Here is a 15,521-nt window from a genome sequence, read left to right on the forward strand (position 1 = left end):
AAAGCACTGCTTTGCCCGAGCGCAAGGGGAGAGCTGTGCTCGAGTACAACCTTCCACAAACGGCTTGATACCAAAGTACTTCTTGAAGAGGCAGGACATACTATTTTATGGCTGCCTCCATATAGTCCAGACCTAAATCCTATCGAGCAGATGTGGGCTTGGGTGAAAAGAAAACGTAAGGATTGGCAAATAGATTGTATAGATACGCTGTTCTTTTATTTTCTTTGGATCTGTGATTGCTTTACTTTGCCTTGACTATAGCTTTGTGCCTACAGCTTGCTACTATAGAAATAGACAAGTTACTTATATAAAAAAGGACTGCTATTTGCAGTCCTTTTTATTTAGCGTGATTTTATGTTCACTGACAATAATAATTATTCGCCATCTGCTTTAGGTTTTTTGAGCAATACTAATACAGCACCATTACCGCCATCTTTAGGCGGGGCAGAGCAGAAAGCTAGTACTTCTGGTAATTGACGTAACCAACCATTCACACACGTTTTTAGAATGGCCTCAGAGCCTTTACCATGGACTATTTTTACCATCGTCTCATTTTTCTGCTTCGCTTGACTCAGTAATTGCGTCATGGCATCGCGAGCTTCTTCTATCGTGCAACCATGAATATCTACAGCATCATACCAACGTAGCTTGCCTTTCTTAAGTTGATCAAAGATCTTGTTTTGCAAGGTTGGCTGTTTGTACGATAAAAATGCTTCAGCAGCCACAGGATTGAGCAGTGCTTGCATATCTGACAAGCCTGCGCCCAAGTCACTGGCTTCACTACCTTGAGCAGCCGCACGTTTAGACAGTGTGGTCGCATCAGGTTTGCCCGCTTTTGCTGCGTTTGCAGGTGAGCGGACGTTTTTATCTTCGAGCTGATCGACACCATGCATGGCTTGCATAAACAGCACTTTATCATCATCGATATGTTCGCTGTTCATTTGCTTAACAGTCTTATTGACTTGTTTTTGCGTGGGTAATGACACAGGTTCAGTTGGTTTTTGATCCTCACCTTCAGGTGACGTGGTATCACGCCCTTTGCTTAGTTGGCCTTTTAGCTCTTTAAGTTGGTCTTGCATTTCTTTTGAAAACAGAGAATTTGACATAAAAGTTAATGTATCGTTGGTTGATGAATGAATGACTTAATAGTCTATATCGTCGCTGGTTTTATACTAGGGTCTGTTGAACATTCAAATATTAGGGCTGCTGATTGCTAAAATTGCACCAAACTAGGCGCAAGTCGACGATAATGTCGAGACCTTAGCTAGGTTTGCAACAACGTTTGGGGTGATTTTAGCATCAGCCTTTCAGGGCAGTACTATTTTTTGCCAATATATGGCGAAATTGTTTAACCTAGAATGACTAGGCGTCAAAAATTTCACTGCATATTGCCTAAAAAATAGTGACTGCCAGCACCACATTTGAATGTTCAACAGACCCTAATATAAGCTTACGAGTCGTATCGTAGTCTAATCTATTTTGGTTACTTTACTCGTCTGCTGCGACGCCCGCAAGTAAGGATTGTAACGCCTGCCCTGGATGATCGGTTTTCATAAACTGCTCACCGATTAAAAAGTGCTGAATATCATGACTTAACATCAAACGAATATCATCACTACTATGAATACCACTTTCGGTAACGACAAGCGGTTTAAGGGTTGTGTTGTCTACCGCTAATGCTTCGATCAAAATATTTTTTAGATCGAGTGTGGTTTGCAGGTCGACGTCAAAAGTATTTAAGTCGCGATTATTAATGCCATAAATATTGTGCGCTGAGCGTGGCAATGTTAGTGCGCGATCAAGCTCAGATTTGGTATGTATCTCTATCAATACATCCATACCTAACTCGATACTCAGTGCATGCAACTCGTGTACTTGCGTGTCATCAAGGCAAGCCATGATAAGTAGGATGCAGTCTGCACCCATTAGATAAGATTGATAGATTTGGTATACATCTACCATAAAATCTTTGCGCAATATCGGTAGGCTAGCGGCATTAGCCGCTTGAAGAAGGTAGCTGTCATCACCTTGAAAATAATCACGATCGGTCAATACTGATAAACAACTGGCACCAGCTTGCTCATATTGCTGGGCAAATAATGCTGGTGCAAAGTTATGATTGATGATGCCTTTAGACGGCGATGCTTTTTTAATTTCCGCAATGATACCGACACTGTTTTTGTTCGTACTGGCCGCTCGTAAAGCGGCAGCAAAGCCTCGGCGTGGTTTATTATCAGCTGCGACTTGCGCTTGTAAATCCTCAAGAGAAAGCATCTCACGCGCGGCTTTCACTTCTTCTACTTTGGTTGCGACAATACGCTGTAATACTGAAGGTATGTCTGAGTGAGTTGTGTTCATGCTGGTATCCGTTTTAGACTTCTTTGACTATAGACAGTGGTGGTAAAGTTTGCACCATATGAGTGTTTATAAGTTAACCCTGAGCCACTAATTGCTGTGTGTAGTTGGCCAAAGCCTCAAGTTTGAGTAATGCATCGCCATTTTGGATGATTTTTTGTGCTCGGCTGACGCCATTAGGATAGTTGCTGGCAAGTCCTGCGGTGTATATCGCCGCGCCTGCATTCAATGCAATCATGTCACGAGCTTTTAGCACAGCACGGTCATGGGTATCGGAGCCTGATAAGGCCGCACGAATCAGCTCAAGGCTTTGTGCCGGAGAGTCGACATCAAGACCGATAAGGGTTTGGGATTCGATGCCAGCATCTTCTGGCATCATCTCATAAATAGAGATTTCACCATCTTTTAATTCAGCGACTGTGGTCGACGTGGCAAGGCTGATTTCATCCAGACCATCTTTTGCGCCCACAACCATGACATGACGTGCGCCTAAGTTTTTCATAACCTTTGCGATCGGCTCGCACAGCTGCGCGGTAAACACGCCAATTACTAGGTTGGGCGTGCCAGCGGGGTTGGTCAATGGGCCTAAAATATTAAAGATGGTACGCGATTTTAGCTCACGGCGTATAGGGTTGGCATAACGCATGGCGCTGTGGTGATTGGGTGCAAACAAAAACCCAATACCTTGGTTTTCGATACAGTCTTGTGCTTGTGCAGGTGTGAGCGCAAGACTGATGCCTGCTTGTTCAAGTAGGTCTGAGCTGCCAGATTTGGTCGAAACGCCGCGATTGCCATGCTTTGCCACTTGTGCCCCAGCGGCAGCAGCGACTATCGCTGACGCAGTCGAGACGTTGAACAAGTTAGCACCATCGCCGCCAGTACCGACGATATCGACCAAGTAATCACAGTTTTTTGGTTCGATATTGGCTGCCAATGCGCGCATGGCACTGGCTGATGCGGTGATCTCGTCGATGGATTCACCTTTCATGCGCAAGCCAGTCAAGATAGCCCCCATCATGGCGTCGCTACATCTGCCTTGCATGATGATCAGCATCACTTGATACATCTCATCAAAGGTCAAATCAATGTGTTGAAAAATTCTTTCTAACGATGCCGTCAATAACTTATGAATATCTGCATCAGACAGTTTTTCAATACTCTCTGGGGTGTGAGTTTCTTCTATTTTTATCGTACTCATGATGGTCTCTCTAATGGTTATTTTTTATATGGATATATATGATTTGGAATAGAGTGTCACGTTTCAGTGACTTGAGTCAAAACTAACCGACTTGTGGCAGCTCATCTGATGCTAAGGTCGCCAAGCCATAAGTCTGTAAAAAGTTATTGAGCAAATGATAGCCCGCTTCGCTCAAGATTGACTCAGGATGGAACTGGACACCTTCTATCGCTAGCTCTTTATGACGGATACCCATGATTTCCTCGATACTGCCATCGATATGCTGTGTCCATGCGGTCAGCTCAAGGCAATCTGGTAGGCTATGCTTATCAATGACGAGCGAATGATAACGCGTGACTTGCGAGGGATTCGGTAGTCCAGCAAACACGCCCTGACTGTTATGGTAAATGGCTGACAGTCGACCGTGCATGACTTCACCCGCTTTGACCACTTGTCCACCAAATGCTTGACCGATGGCTTGGTGCCCCAAGCAAATGCCCAATATGGGAATAATGCCTTTGAATGTCTCGATGACCGCTAGCGAAATACCAGCACGGTCAGGGTCGCAGGGGCCTGGGCCGATTACGATCACATCAGGTGCAAGGGTTTGAATCTGCTCAATGCTGGCCTGATCGTTGCGCCAGACAGTGATGTCCTGCTTTAATTCACCGAAGTACTGTACGATATTGTACGTAAAGCTATCGTAATTATCGATCATCAAAATCATTAAGGTTTCAACTTATCAGTTTTATTATATTTTTAACATAAGATATTTTGCGACTGCTATTAACGGTAACTATTACCTGTCGTTATCTTACCATTATTTTGCTTTCTATCAAATGTAGGGTATAGGCGACCTAGGGTAGGGCGTGCCATCAATTAGCATCTTGATGCATTTAGTGGTTTTAACATGGTTAAATCTTACCAAGCATCGTTAGAAGTATTAGCGCTGAATAAAAACCTATTTTTTATCGTGCTGATTTAGGCGGCATGACCATTATGATTTGGCCGCTATAAATTGATTGCTATGACTTGATCGTTATGGACAGTGCTATACATTCAATCATTAGCGTTGCACCAAAAAAGAACAGTTGAAACGTTAGTATATTTGAATCTGCACTGATTCGGTGCGATTGGTTCCTGATTAGTGCTTTGAGTCGGTGCGGTAGAAAAATATAATTGGCTGAACATAACTATTTATATAAAGATTTAAAAGGTATAAGGTACTGTAATAATTGATAATAAGTCATGTTCTTAACTTTACTCACGATGGGCGTGGCAATATATTGGCATAGCCTTTGCTATATGGCTGTTATGATTATTTATGATCCCAAAAAACGGATCTGAAAATAATTATCAGTAAGTGCTTGAAGAGTTCAGCATTATGAGTTTTATATTGCTAGAATGTGGTTAGGATTGACTTGGCGTATTTTGGATCACTCACGTAATGATTGGTCTGATTGAGCAAACGCCTTAGATGAGTATCTTGACTAATACGCCAAATAGTGCTGATAATAAGCATAATATCGAATGCGCTGTTTTAGTATAAAAAAGCACATCTGACATTCTTGAACAAGAAAGCCATATTAATAATTTTAAATCGCAATCACGTGATCAACACAACGGAGACTATTTATGTCGAATAAACTATTAGATCTTATCCAATCCTCTAATGCTAAATGGGTTGACTTTCGCTTTACTGATACACGCGGCAAAGAGCAGCACATCAGCTTTCCAGCGCACAGCGTTGACGAAGATGTCATGGAAGATGGCAAAATGTTTGATGGCTCCTCTATCGCTGGTTGGAAGGGTATTGAAGCGTCAGATATGATCTTGCGTCCTGATCCAGAAACGGCTTTTCTTGACCCGTTCTTTGATGCGGTGACTGTGGTTGTTACCTGCGATATTATTGAGCCGTCAACCCTACAAGGCTATGATCGTGACCCACGTTCTATCGCGCGCCGTGCTGAAGAATACTTAAAATCTACGGGCATTGGTGATACGGCTTACTTCGGTCCTGAGCCTGAATTCTTTGTATTTGATGATGTTAAATGGTCAGTCGATATGTCTGGCGTTAGTCACAAAATCACGGCTGAAGAAGCAGCATGGTCGACTAATGAGACTTATGAGTGGGGCAACATGGCGCATCGCCCACGTGTAAAAGGCGGCTATTTCCCAGTACCACCAATCGATAGCTCACACGATATGCGTGCTGTTATGTGTGAACGTATCGAAGAAATCATTGGTGAAGGTAGCGTAGAAGTGCATCACCATGAAGTTGCGTCTTGCCAGTCTGAAATCGGTGTAGCATTCAACACGATGGTACGTAAAGCAGATGAAGTTCAGCAATTGAAATACGTGGTTCATAACGTTGCACATCAGTTTGGAAAAACAGCCACCTTTATGCCTAAGCCAATCGTTGGTGATAATGGTTCAGGTATGCATGTGCATGTATCAATTTCTAAAGATGGCGTAAACACATTCTCTGGTGATGAGTATGCGGGTCTGTCTGAAACAGCCTTGTATTTCATTGGTGGTATCATCAAGCATGCTCGTGCTTTGAACGCGATTACCAACCCATCGACCAACAGTTATAAGCGCCTAGTACCACATTATGAAGCGCCTATTAAACTTGCTTATTCAGCATCTAACCGTTCAGCGTCTATCCGTATTCCACACGTGAGCAGCCCTAAAGCGGTACGTGTAGAAGCCCGTTTCCCTGATCCAACAGCCAACCCTTACTTAGCATTTGCTGCATTGTTGATGGCTGGCCTTGACGGTATCCAAAACAAAATGCATCCAGGCGAAGCTGCGGATAAAAACTTGTATGACTTGCCACCAGAAGAAGAAGCGCAAATCCCAACGGTTGCAGAGAGCTTAGATGTCGCACTACAAGCATTGCGTGACGATCATGACTTCTTATTAAAAGGCGATGTGTTCACTGAAGACATGCTAGAAGCGTTTATCGCTTTGAAAGAAGAAGAAGTACAACGTCTGAACGTAACTGTACATCCTGTTGAATTTGACATGTACTACAGCTGCTAATTAGTCGCTAAAGCACTCAGTTATTTTGAGTCATAAAAACCAGCTAAGTTATTCTTAGCTGGTTTTTTTATGCCTTTACCATCGTTTTACGCTTTGTCTGGAATATATAATCAATCCTCTATAAAAGAGTGACAGCGTTAACCTCACTTGAAGTATGACATATACATCTGCATTCAGTTGCCTTGTATCTCTTTTAAACTGAATCAACTATAGCATTTGATAAAATGCAGCGATCAACAGTGCCTAGCCTATTTATCAAAATTAAACACACCCTAGCTTGATTGGCAAAGATTCTTTGAAATCAATACTGATTTCACGTCAAAAGTAACGCATAATAGTTTTTATAAAATTATATTAATAGGTTAATGAATCATGACTTTACTCTCAAAACCAATTTTTTCAAAAGGTGATTTAGGGCTAGGATTATTGGCTACGATGATTATTAGTACAGCCAGTCTCTACGCGCCTTTGGCAAATGCCGCGCCTATCTATAAAGTTATTGACGAAAAGACGGGTCAAGTCACCTTTACCGATCGCCCACAGAATTATGAGCAGCAGGCTGGCAAGCAAGTCACTCAGACCAGCGTGATGACTAGAAGTGACACATTTAGCTCAAGTAATAATGGCAAGGAAGGCAGTCAGCCGAGCCAAGTGAGTGATAGTGAAAGCGACAGTGCGACAGCAACTGCTGACGCTAAAAATAGCGCTGCGGTCAAACCACCAGTTGATTATCAGCTTGCGATTACTGAACCCAATGAAGAGCGTGCTTATCGTCGTCCAGCCCAAAGTATTGATATCAATGTGCAAGTCAAGCCAGCGCTACAAGCTGGTGATAGTGTGACGATTTACTTAGATGGTAATGAGGTCGCGCAAGGTCTTAGCGCCTCGATTGCAACGATAGATATTTTACCAGGATCGCACAGTGTGAAAGCAGTGCTGACAAATGAAAAAGGGCAGGCAACCAAGCAGGCAGAGCGTACCGTCCATGTGATTCAGAACAATACAACATTGCAAAATAATAAGAAAATCGCGCAACAGCTATTGGCTTATAAAAATTTGCCTTGGTATGAAAAAGTGAAATTAAAAATGCGCAGAAAAGACAGCGATGCGAAAAAGCCACAAAGCAGCCAGCCTGTGACTAACAATGCTTTTGTTCAATGAGCTGAATAAAATAGTAGCCAAAGGGTTTAAGCAGTCGAATATTGTATTTAATGTTTTTTAATCGTCTAGGATCTGTTGAACATTCAAATATTAGGGCTACTGATTGCGAAAATTGCACCACATTTGAATGTTCAACAGACGCTAAAAAAAGAGGCGCTCACTATGACAAGTGAGCGCCTCTTTTTTTGTTGATGTTTTGGTTTGTGGAAAGGTTTTAATATCTTAAAGACATCAGTTGATTCAGCTACTTAGATAGCTCGATCGTACCATTTGCGGTCACTGAAATGGTGCTGTTGCCAGACTCGAAGCTTTGGCTTGGTACTGATTCAAGTGAGTCTGACTTCATGCTCATGGCGCTATACATTGGGCGTGGGTAGTTGCTACCAGTGTTTAGATTGACAGTGATGACACGATAGCCACTGGCATCCCAAGCGCGAGTGAGGCTCTTAGCTTGTTGCTGAAAAGCGCGAGAGGCTTCGGTCATCAACTTCTGCTCTAGCGCATCTCTTTTGGTATCTGAGACACCAAAGTTTAGATTGTCCATGACCAAGGTTTCTTGTAAATCAGCAATGAGCTGGCTGGTTGCTGAGAAATCTGTGCTTTTTAAATCTATGTTTGCCTGACCTGTCCAACCAATAATTTTATTGTTTTTGTCGTAGCGTGGATAGGTGCGTTGTTGCCCTGTACTCACGGTCACGCTAGGGTAGCGCTTGGCGATTTTCATGGCATTATTGGTTGAGGTATTGAGCATAGCGGCCAGCGTCTTAGAATCCGTTGACTGTGCTTTTTTATATAAGCTGGCTCGTACTTCATCATTTTGAATTTCTTCTTTTGTTTCTGTTTGAAACGTCAGTTGATTATAGCCTGTAGGTTCTGCATGGGCGCTACCCATCATTGCTGTCATCAGACAAACCGTACCAGAAGCCAGTGCTGCTTTATTGAGTAAAGTGTTTTTCATTATTATCTCCTAAGTTCATTCTCAAAATACATAAATGAATAGTGTTAAAGCTCATTTATAGATGAAAAGCGGTACCTTTTATTTGTTGAGTAAAAAGAGGTATTCAGCTTCGTTCATTAAAATAGCAAAATTTAGTAGTATTGCTGTAATAGTTTTGTGACCCAAGTTACAGAATATTTTTGTCCCAAAACAAACAGTTTTGAGATAGGGGTTGTAATTTCTGAAAATCCTTGTATAATTTGCAACCAGTGGCTCCATTGGTAGCCTCGCAACATTGTTCTATGAACCCCGCCAGGACCGGAAGGTAGCAACGGTATTAGTCACAATGTGTGCCGAGGATGTGCTGATGGAGTCGCTTTTTTTTGCCTAAAATTTGATGATTGTATAGATTGTTGATTAGAAATACCTATTTGATATGCTAAGCCCTTAATTATGAAGGGCTTTTTTTTGGCCTGTATTTTGTTTGATTTTGCCCTAAGATTGATTAAGATGGGTTAAAATACAATGTATTAACTTTTATTAATATTTTAGGATATGTCCTCAATTCAATTGCTCATCATCTAACTGGACTAAAGATAGCAAGATTTTGCCACGTAGCGTCAAAAATGTGGTTAATATCTCGATATGCTCGGCACTATTTTCCTCGTTGGATGGCAATTTTTCTCACTATTTTTAAAATGAGGACATGATCTAGACACTTTGGGGTTTTTTTATGAAAATGTTTGTTTGGCTGTTTATTGCATTTGTGGTGCTAGTAGTTGTATTTGGTGTCTCTATATTTAATAAGTTGGTACGGGCACGTAACCAAGCAAAAAATGGCTTTGCTCAAATAGATGTACAGTTGAAGCGCCGCCATGATTTGATTCCAAATTTGGTCGAAACCGCCAAGCGTTATTTAACCCATGAAGAAGAAACGCTGACTCGCGTCGTTAGTGCGCGTAATCATGCCCAAAGCTTGCAAGATTCCAATAAGCATCAGCCAGACTCGCTAGAACATATGGCGCTGTTTGCAAAAGCAGAAGGTATGTTGTCTAAGGCGTTGAGTCAATTTTCCGCTGTCGTCGAAGCCTACCCAGAGTTAAAAGCCGATAGTATGATCAAAGAGCTCATGGACGAACTAACCAATACGGAAAATCGCATCGGTTTTGCGCGTCAGCATTATAATGATAGCGTGATGTTTTATAATAACGACCGCGAAATATTCCCCAATAACCTCGTTAGTACGACCTTTGGTTTTCGTGCGCTCAGTCCGTTGGTGTTCGAAGACAGAGAAGCCATTGCTCAAGCACCGATTGTCAATATGGGCTGAGGTTTAGATAAATTTGGCGAACTCTAGGCAGTCTATTCTGATGGATTTTTTCGGTGAACAGCGAATACGTACGCGGCGCAGTCTATTACTTTATGGACTGTTTTTCCTGATCGTGCTTGCTCATATGGCGGTAGGACTGGCGGTCATGTCTGTACTGCTGGCTGTATTTACAGGTGGTGTGTATCACTGGGTGTTGGTTCTGGTCATTATCTTGACGCTGGGTAGTTTCGTTGGCGGGAGTTTTTTAGAGTATCGACGCTTGAGAGCGGGGGGGCGCGCTATTGCTCAGCGAGTAGGGGCGGTCAGACTGTTTATTGATAACAGTCAACAACCATGGCAGCACAGTCATGGAGTTGCGCATCAACACGAAGCTGAAGAGAAGGTTCGCTATAGCTCACGTCATATAGCGGTGCGTGATGAGCGTGATTTTCCACCAGTCTATCGTCGATATTATGAAATTGCCCAGCAGTTAGCGATTGCAGCGGGTTTGCGCACACCGATTTTATATGTATTGCCTGATGAACAAGGTATCAATGGCTTTGTCGCTGGTCGTCACAGCCAAGATATGGTGCTCGTCGTTACCCAAGGCGCGCTAGATAAACTGTCTGATGAGGCGCTATACGGGCTCATTGGTCATGAGTATGGTCATATATTGCATGGCGATGCCACCTTTAATTTACAGCTGATGGTGATATTGGCAGGCTTGCAAATGCTATATGACTGGAGTGATCCCATCTCCAATCATCGCTACTTTGATAATAGCATTACCTCCAATACACCTCTATCACAGAGGCAAGTGGATACGCTTGCACGCAATACAGAGGCGCAAACGGCCAGTTTTACCACGCACAGTGAGTGGGTGACCTACTGGCAACAACAGTCACAACAGCAACAATCCTCAGCCAAGCATCAGTCCAAGTGGGTACAACCCCCACCTGTAATAGATCGTCAAGCCCCGCGTAGTATCTGGACATTGCTGCTGCATGGCTTGAGCTTCTCTAGTATGGCAAGCGCGCAGCTGATTAAGCACAGTTTTAACCGTGAGCGTGAGCTGCTCGCTGATGCAACCAGTGTTCAGTTAACACGTACGCCTGCGATTATAGAAACTTTAAAAGCCATTCATCAAGATTCGCTTGGCTCTCGCTTATCTGGTATTGCTGATATCAATGGACTCAGCCATTTTTTCTTTGCCAGTAGCGGTACAGATTTGGGCGATGTTTCATGGTTTGCCACTCATCCCAGCTTGACTGAGCGTATGAGTGCCATCAATACTGAGGCCCATCATACATTTGCCGTACAAGTCGCTAAGGAAAAACGAATAAATCAGCAAAAAATCAAAGAAATATATCGGCAGCGCCGCTTAGGCGACTGGGGAGCGATAACAGGAAATAGCCTAAGCGAAGACGTACCAGAAAAAAGCAAACATCGACCATCAGTATTTCAAGCACCCACAGCCTCATCGATTAATAAAAACACTGATAATGATGACGACTGTCCATCTGATAACAGTGTGATTGGTTATCCTGACCATACAGTTGGGGGAAAAACGCCTGCTTTTTCTACGAGCGACAGTCCTAGCAAAAGTAACAGCGAATTGGAAACCGATATTGGTTTAGAGTTTACCGTAGAAGCCGATGTGGTGATTGATGGACGGTTGCAGGTACAGGCCGAAGATATAGGTACTTACCAGCTGTTAACGCCATGGCAGGCCAAACTTGACCCTGATTTACCAGAAAACACATTAATCGAAGTCAGTGATATTCAAAAAATCTCATTACCCCAATACCTACTCAATCACTGTCATCACCCTTTAGGCGCGCAAGCCTTGCTCGAGTCTGTCATGCTTTGTCATCAGAGTCGCCCATTATCAACGGCTGCAACGTATGATTTGACAGATATTTGGTGTGAGGTGACTGCTGTCGAAGCTGACACGACACGCAATGAGCAAATACTACCGCATACGATAGACCATCAGCTACTGACGATAGTGTCCCGTCTTGATAGACGTTTAGACAGCGCTTTGATTATATTTGCCTTAAAACGGCTGCGCCGACATGATTTATCTGAAATATCGATCGAACACTTAAAGCGCAAAAGTGACCGCGATCACAGTCACGACAGTCATCAGCACTACACACAGCAAGAAAAATGCCGTACGATGTTATTGCGTTATCAGCAAGGCATGTTTGAGCTGTTCAGTCAGCAGCTGACATCAGACCTAACCAAAAGCTTTGCTCAGGATTTATCAGTTCAAAAAGCATCTAGCAATCATGCTCACGTGGCAGCACCTTCCTTAGATAATTCGACAGCGTTAGCGCTACAGTACTCGCCAATACTGTCATTATGGCAAGCGTTACATTTACAGCAATTGCTACCGATATTGTCTGAGGTTTTGCACGATACAGACACACAGGCTCGCTGGCTACAAATGTTGAAAACTGGTATGGCGGATATCTGCGCGCAACTAGATCCTTCACGGCAGGTATTTACGGGTCTTAGTGCGGCTCAAGTATCGATTATCATTTTGCTGGCTTATCGATTGTCAAAAGATGCCAAAGGCCAGATGACCTCAATGCACGATCGGTTGATGTTGAGTGAAGGTAATGAGAGTGTGGCGCATTATATTGTAGATCTGAGACGTCATGCTCGCTTAATTGACGTTGATCTCGTGACAGTGAGTGATGTTAATTTGCAGTGGTTGTTATTGACTGCACAACATTTGAATGGCATTCAACTACTGGCGGTTATGGCTGCGGTGCCTGTTTTTATCAACGGTACAACCAAGCCTTTAATAGACGCTCAAAACACTGATAATTATCGAGAGAGACAACAGGATAGCAGCCAAATAGATTATAATGACGACGATACGGTTCGGCCTGCCCATCATGAGTATCGCCAATGGCTAAGTACGTTGCACACCATGATGTTACACGATACGATAATCAGCCAAGATGAATACGATTGTTTGATGACAATGGCAGAGCATTGGCTAGGCAAGCGACAGCTTTTTTGATGGGTATGTATTTAGTAATTGATAGTACGACGTATACTCAATGAGAGCGGCCAAAACCACAAACCCATCTATAAATAATATAGATAAGATAATCAGGATAGTAAAGTCGTATGAGTGATACCCAAGACCCGCTAATTGTATTGCAGCGCCGTGTGCAGCAACGCCAAATTCTAGCGATGATGGGTATCAATCAATGGGTGCAGCCCGCGTCACAGACCATCAATATGGCGGACATTGCGACAGTTTCGGTTAAGCCATCAAACACTGACTCTACTGACATCAGACCTACAAATCATGAGTCAACGAGCGCTGAATTTGCAGATATAGCCGATCAGCCGATCAGTGATTATGATGTCAATGACTATAATACTAGCGACTATGCTGTCGATGAGTATGATACTGATTCGCAAGCTATTGGTGAACAGACGGCCAATGAGCAAAGCCCTGTTACTTATAGTTTTGATTCCGTTGATTCGAATACTGTTAGTTCAAGTGCTGGGTCTAACTACCATGACATCCCAAGTACTGTATCGAACCAAACTGTAGCAACCTCTACGAATGCACCTGTTGAGCAACATTCATTTGCGCAGAGTAATTTTCCGAAAAGTACTAGTGATAACAGCATAAATGATGATAGCTTAAAAAAAGTAGTACCATTTGACCTGCAGGGTGGGCGTTACGGTGACTGGGTAATATTGGTTGATATTCAAGCGCTCAATAGCGACAGTCAAAAACTGTGGCAAAACATCACTCAAGCGCTATCAATCAGCTGCGAGACAACCTCATTCCCGATCTGTAACGGCATGGATACTGCTGAGCTTGCCAATGCCAGTCTTGCTGGATATATATTTCGAATTGGCCGGAGCGAAGAGATACAAGTTGCCGCACTAACGGCGTTACCTGACGGCCTTCAACATCCCAATCTGACCACTGTGCCAACATTAGAAGAAATGCTCGTAGATAGTGATGCTAAACGTCAGCTATGGGAGCAGATATCTCATTGAGTTGTATTAAAACCAACAGTGATACAAATGCCTTTATCAACAAACTGAAATAAAAAACATCCTTTTATTTCATCATATCTAGGACGGTGATTATGTCTACAAACCCAACCTCATCAGCAACTGCCACTCCTACCACACCGCATCGCCTGCCAAATTTTTGTGCGGGTCCTGCTACGATGCCAACAGCCGTATTAGAGCGTGCGCAGAGCGAATTGCTTGATTGGCAAGGTCGCGGCCTGTCGGTCATGGAAGTCAGCCATCGTAGCAAAGAGTATATGGCGATTACTGAAAAAGCAGAAGCTAAGCTACGCACGCTTATGGAGATACCTGACAACTATAAAGTGCTGTTTTTGCAAGGCGGTGCTAGTTTGCAGTTTTCTGCGATTCCATTAAACCTGCTAAATGGTGGACGCGGTGACTATTTGACGACAGGTGCATGGTCAGGTAAAGCGATCAAAGAAGCCAAGCGCTATGAAGCGTTGGGTTTGGGCGAGATTAACTTAGTTGCGACTGGCAAAGAGAATAATTTTACTGACGTACCAGCGCAAAGCGATTGGAATATCAGTGAAGACGCCGCTTATTTTCATTACTGTGCCAATGAAACCATTCATGGTCTACAGATATTTGAGCCACCACAAGTAGATGCACCAATCATTGCTGATATGTCATCTTGTATCTTGTCACAGCCGATAGACGTGTCTAAATTTGGCATGATCTACGCGGGTGCACAGAAAAACATCGGTCCTGCAGGTCTGGTCATTGTCATCATCCGTGATGATTTGATGGGGCAAGCAAGTGAATGGTGCCCTATGCTGCTAAACTATGAGCACCAAGCTGACAAAGAATCTATGTCAAACACGCCAGCGACGTATTCTTGGTACTTAGCTGGGCTAGTGTTTGATTGGTTGGAAGAGCAGGGCGGTGTGGCTGCTATGGGTAAAATCAATCAGCAAAAAGCCGACTTACTTTATAAAACGATTGATGACAGCAGTTTTTATAATAATCCAGTAGCTATTAAACATCGTTCTATCATGAACGTGCCGTTTACTTTAGCAGACAGCAGCCTCGATAAAGTATTTTTAGAAGAGTCAGAAAAAGCTGGCTTATTAAATCTAAAAGGCCATCGTGATGTAGGCGGTATGCGAGCTAGTATTTATAATGCCGTACCACTTGAGTGGGTACAGCAGCTGGTTGACTTTATGATTGCTTTTGAAAAAAAGCACGCGTAAGCAAGATAATAACTGCTAGCGTATAAAGTCTTGCTATATAAAATGTACATCAAGAAAGGCGTAACTAATCATGGTTGCGCCTTTTTTATATTTATAAACAGACAGTTTGGTCATGCTAGCGCGTAGTAATAATGGTTTGCCGTGGATATGATTTAATGCTATCACCATTAAGTCATATCCACGGCAAACCATTAGGTTAAAAAACCTAAGTTTGTTATGATAAAATTTTGCTATAAAGCTGTTTTGCTGTCAGGCTTTACGTTTTGATAT

General features: G+C 43.0%; 12 protein-coding genes and 1 other RNA gene. 8 read left to right on the top strand and 5 right to left on the bottom strand.

The genetic code is table 11. The features are described 5' to 3' along the window. Positions 1-33: 33 nt before the first annotated feature. Complete coding sequence (locus tag QL982_RS03735; RefSeq protein WP_290190173.1) at positions 34-255, top strand: transposase; 222 nt, start codon at positions 34-36, stop codon at positions 253-255. A gap of 119 nt (positions 256-374) precedes the next feature. On the opposite strand, the gene QL982_RS03740 is transcribed toward QL982_RS03735, so the two are convergent. The 4 genes from QL982_RS03740 to QL982_RS03755 form a co-directional block, all read right to left on the bottom strand. Next, positions 375-1,106, bottom strand: a complete 732-nt coding sequence (locus QL982_RS03740; protein WP_290161479.1) for a Smr/MutS family protein — start codon at positions 1,104-1,106, stop codon at positions 375-377. Between the two features lie 382 nt (positions 1,107-1,488). Further along, the gene (trpC, locus tag QL982_RS03745) at positions 1,489-2,358 is read right to left on the bottom strand and encodes an indole-3-glycerol phosphate synthase TrpC (protein WP_290161477.1); all 870 of its coding nucleotides are present in this window, start codon (positions 2,356-2,358) and stop codon (positions 1,489-1,491) included. Between the two features lie 73 nt (positions 2,359-2,431). Continuing rightward, positions 2,432-3,553, bottom strand: coding sequence for an anthranilate phosphoribosyltransferase (trpD, locus tag QL982_RS03750; protein WP_290161475.1), 1,122 nt, complete (start codon positions 3,551-3,553; stop codon positions 2,432-2,434). An 82-nt stretch (positions 3,554-3,635) separates the two neighbouring features. Then, on the bottom strand, positions 3,636-4,259 hold the full coding sequence (locus QL982_RS03755) for an aminodeoxychorismate/anthranilate synthase component II (protein ID WP_290161474.1): 624 nt from the start codon (positions 4,257-4,259) through the stop codon (positions 3,636-3,638). 908 nt (positions 4,260-5,167) lie between these two features. Here QL982_RS03755 and glnA point away from each other — a divergent pair. Together glnA and QL982_RS03765 are read left to right on the top strand one after the other, a co-directional pair. Next, positions 5,168-6,577 carry a type I glutamate--ammonia ligase gene (gene glnA, locus QL982_RS03760; RefSeq protein ID WP_290161472.1) on the top strand — a complete coding sequence of 470 codons (1,410 nt, stop codon included), beginning with the start codon at positions 5,168-5,170 and terminating at the stop codon, positions 6,575-6,577. Positions 6,578-6,949: 372 nt separating this feature from the next. Continuing rightward, complete coding sequence (locus tag QL982_RS03765; RefSeq protein ID WP_290161470.1) at positions 6,950-7,738, top strand: DUF4124 domain-containing protein; 789 nt, start codon at positions 6,950-6,952, stop codon at positions 7,736-7,738. A 244-nt stretch (positions 7,739-7,982) separates the two neighbouring features. On the opposite strand, the gene QL982_RS03770 is transcribed toward QL982_RS03765, so the two are convergent. After that, positions 7,983-8,696, bottom strand: a complete 714-nt coding sequence (locus QL982_RS03770) for an SIMPL domain-containing protein (RefSeq protein ID WP_290161468.1) — start codon at positions 8,694-8,696, stop codon at positions 7,983-7,985. Between the two features lie 255 nt (positions 8,697-8,951). Between QL982_RS03770 and ffs the strand changes: the two genes are divergently transcribed. The 5 genes from ffs (at position 8,952) to serC (ending at position 15,251) form a co-directional block, all read left to right on the top strand. Then, positions 8,952-9,048: signal recognition particle sRNA small type (gene ffs / locus QL982_RS03775), an RNA gene on the top strand. Between the two features lie 360 nt (positions 9,049-9,408). Next, positions 9,409-10,005 (top strand): LemA family protein, encoded by a 597-nt coding sequence (locus QL982_RS03780; RefSeq protein ID WP_290161466.1) that lies wholly within the window; start codon positions 9,409-9,411, stop codon positions 10,003-10,005. Positions 10,006-10,018: 13 nt separating this feature from the next. Continuing rightward, positions 10,019-13,018 carry a M48 family metalloprotease gene (locus QL982_RS03785; RefSeq protein ID WP_290190168.1) on the top strand — a complete coding sequence of 1,000 codons (3,000 nt, stop codon included), beginning with the start codon at positions 10,019-10,021 and terminating at the stop codon, positions 13,016-13,018. A gap of 110 nt (positions 13,019-13,128) precedes the next feature. Continuing rightward, positions 13,129-14,022 (top strand): DNA polymerase III subunit psi, encoded by an 894-nt coding sequence (locus QL982_RS03790; RefSeq protein ID WP_290161462.1) that lies wholly within the window; start codon positions 13,129-13,131, stop codon positions 14,020-14,022. A 92-nt stretch (positions 14,023-14,114) separates the two neighbouring features. Then, positions 14,115-15,251 carry a 3-phosphoserine/phosphohydroxythreonine transaminase gene (gene serC, locus QL982_RS03795; protein ID WP_290161460.1) on the top strand — a complete coding sequence of 379 codons (1,137 nt, stop codon included), beginning with the start codon at positions 14,115-14,117 and terminating at the stop codon, positions 15,249-15,251. Positions 15,252-15,521: the final 270 nt, after the last annotated feature.

It is taken from the genome of Psychrobacter sp. 5A.1, assembly GCF_030407455.1.
Taxonomy (GTDB): Bacteria; Pseudomonadota; Gammaproteobacteria; order Pseudomonadales; family Moraxellaceae; genus Psychrobacter.

Bases quoted from the DNA above. Each gene is read 5' to 3' on its own strand.
- QL982_RS03790 (WP_290161462.1), top strand. From the start codon at position 13,129: ATGAGTGATACCCAAGACCCGCTAATTGTATTGCAGCGCCGTGTGCAG.
- QL982_RS03770 (WP_290161468.1), bottom strand. From the start codon at position 8,696: ATGAAAAACACTTTACTCAATAAAGCAGCACTGGCTTCTGGTACGGTT.
- QL982_RS03740 (WP_290161479.1), bottom strand. From the start codon at position 1,106: ATGTCAAATTCTCTGTTTTCAAAAGAAATGCAAGACCAACTTAAAGAG.
- trpC (WP_290161477.1), bottom strand. From the start codon at position 2,358: ATGAACACAACTCACTCAGACATACCTTCAGTATTACAGCGTATTGTC.
- serC (WP_290161460.1), top strand. From the start codon at position 14,115: ATGTCTACAAACCCAACCTCATCAGCAACTGCCACTCCTACCACACCG.
- QL982_RS03765 (WP_290161470.1), top strand. From the start codon at position 6,950: ATGACTTTACTCTCAAAACCAATTTTTTCAAAAGGTGATTTAGGGCTA.
- QL982_RS03780 (WP_290161466.1), top strand. From the start codon at position 9,409: ATGAAAATGTTTGTTTGGCTGTTTATTGCATTTGTGGTGCTAGTAGTT.
- glnA (WP_290161472.1), top strand. From the start codon at position 5,168: ATGTCGAATAAACTATTAGATCTTATCCAATCCTCTAATGCTAAATGG.
- trpD (WP_290161475.1), bottom strand. From the start codon at position 3,553: ATGAGTACGATAAAAATAGAAGAAACTCACACCCCAGAGAGTATTGAA.
- QL982_RS03755 (WP_290161474.1), bottom strand. From the start codon at position 4,259: ATGATTTTGATGATCGATAATTACGATAGCTTTACGTACAATATCGTA.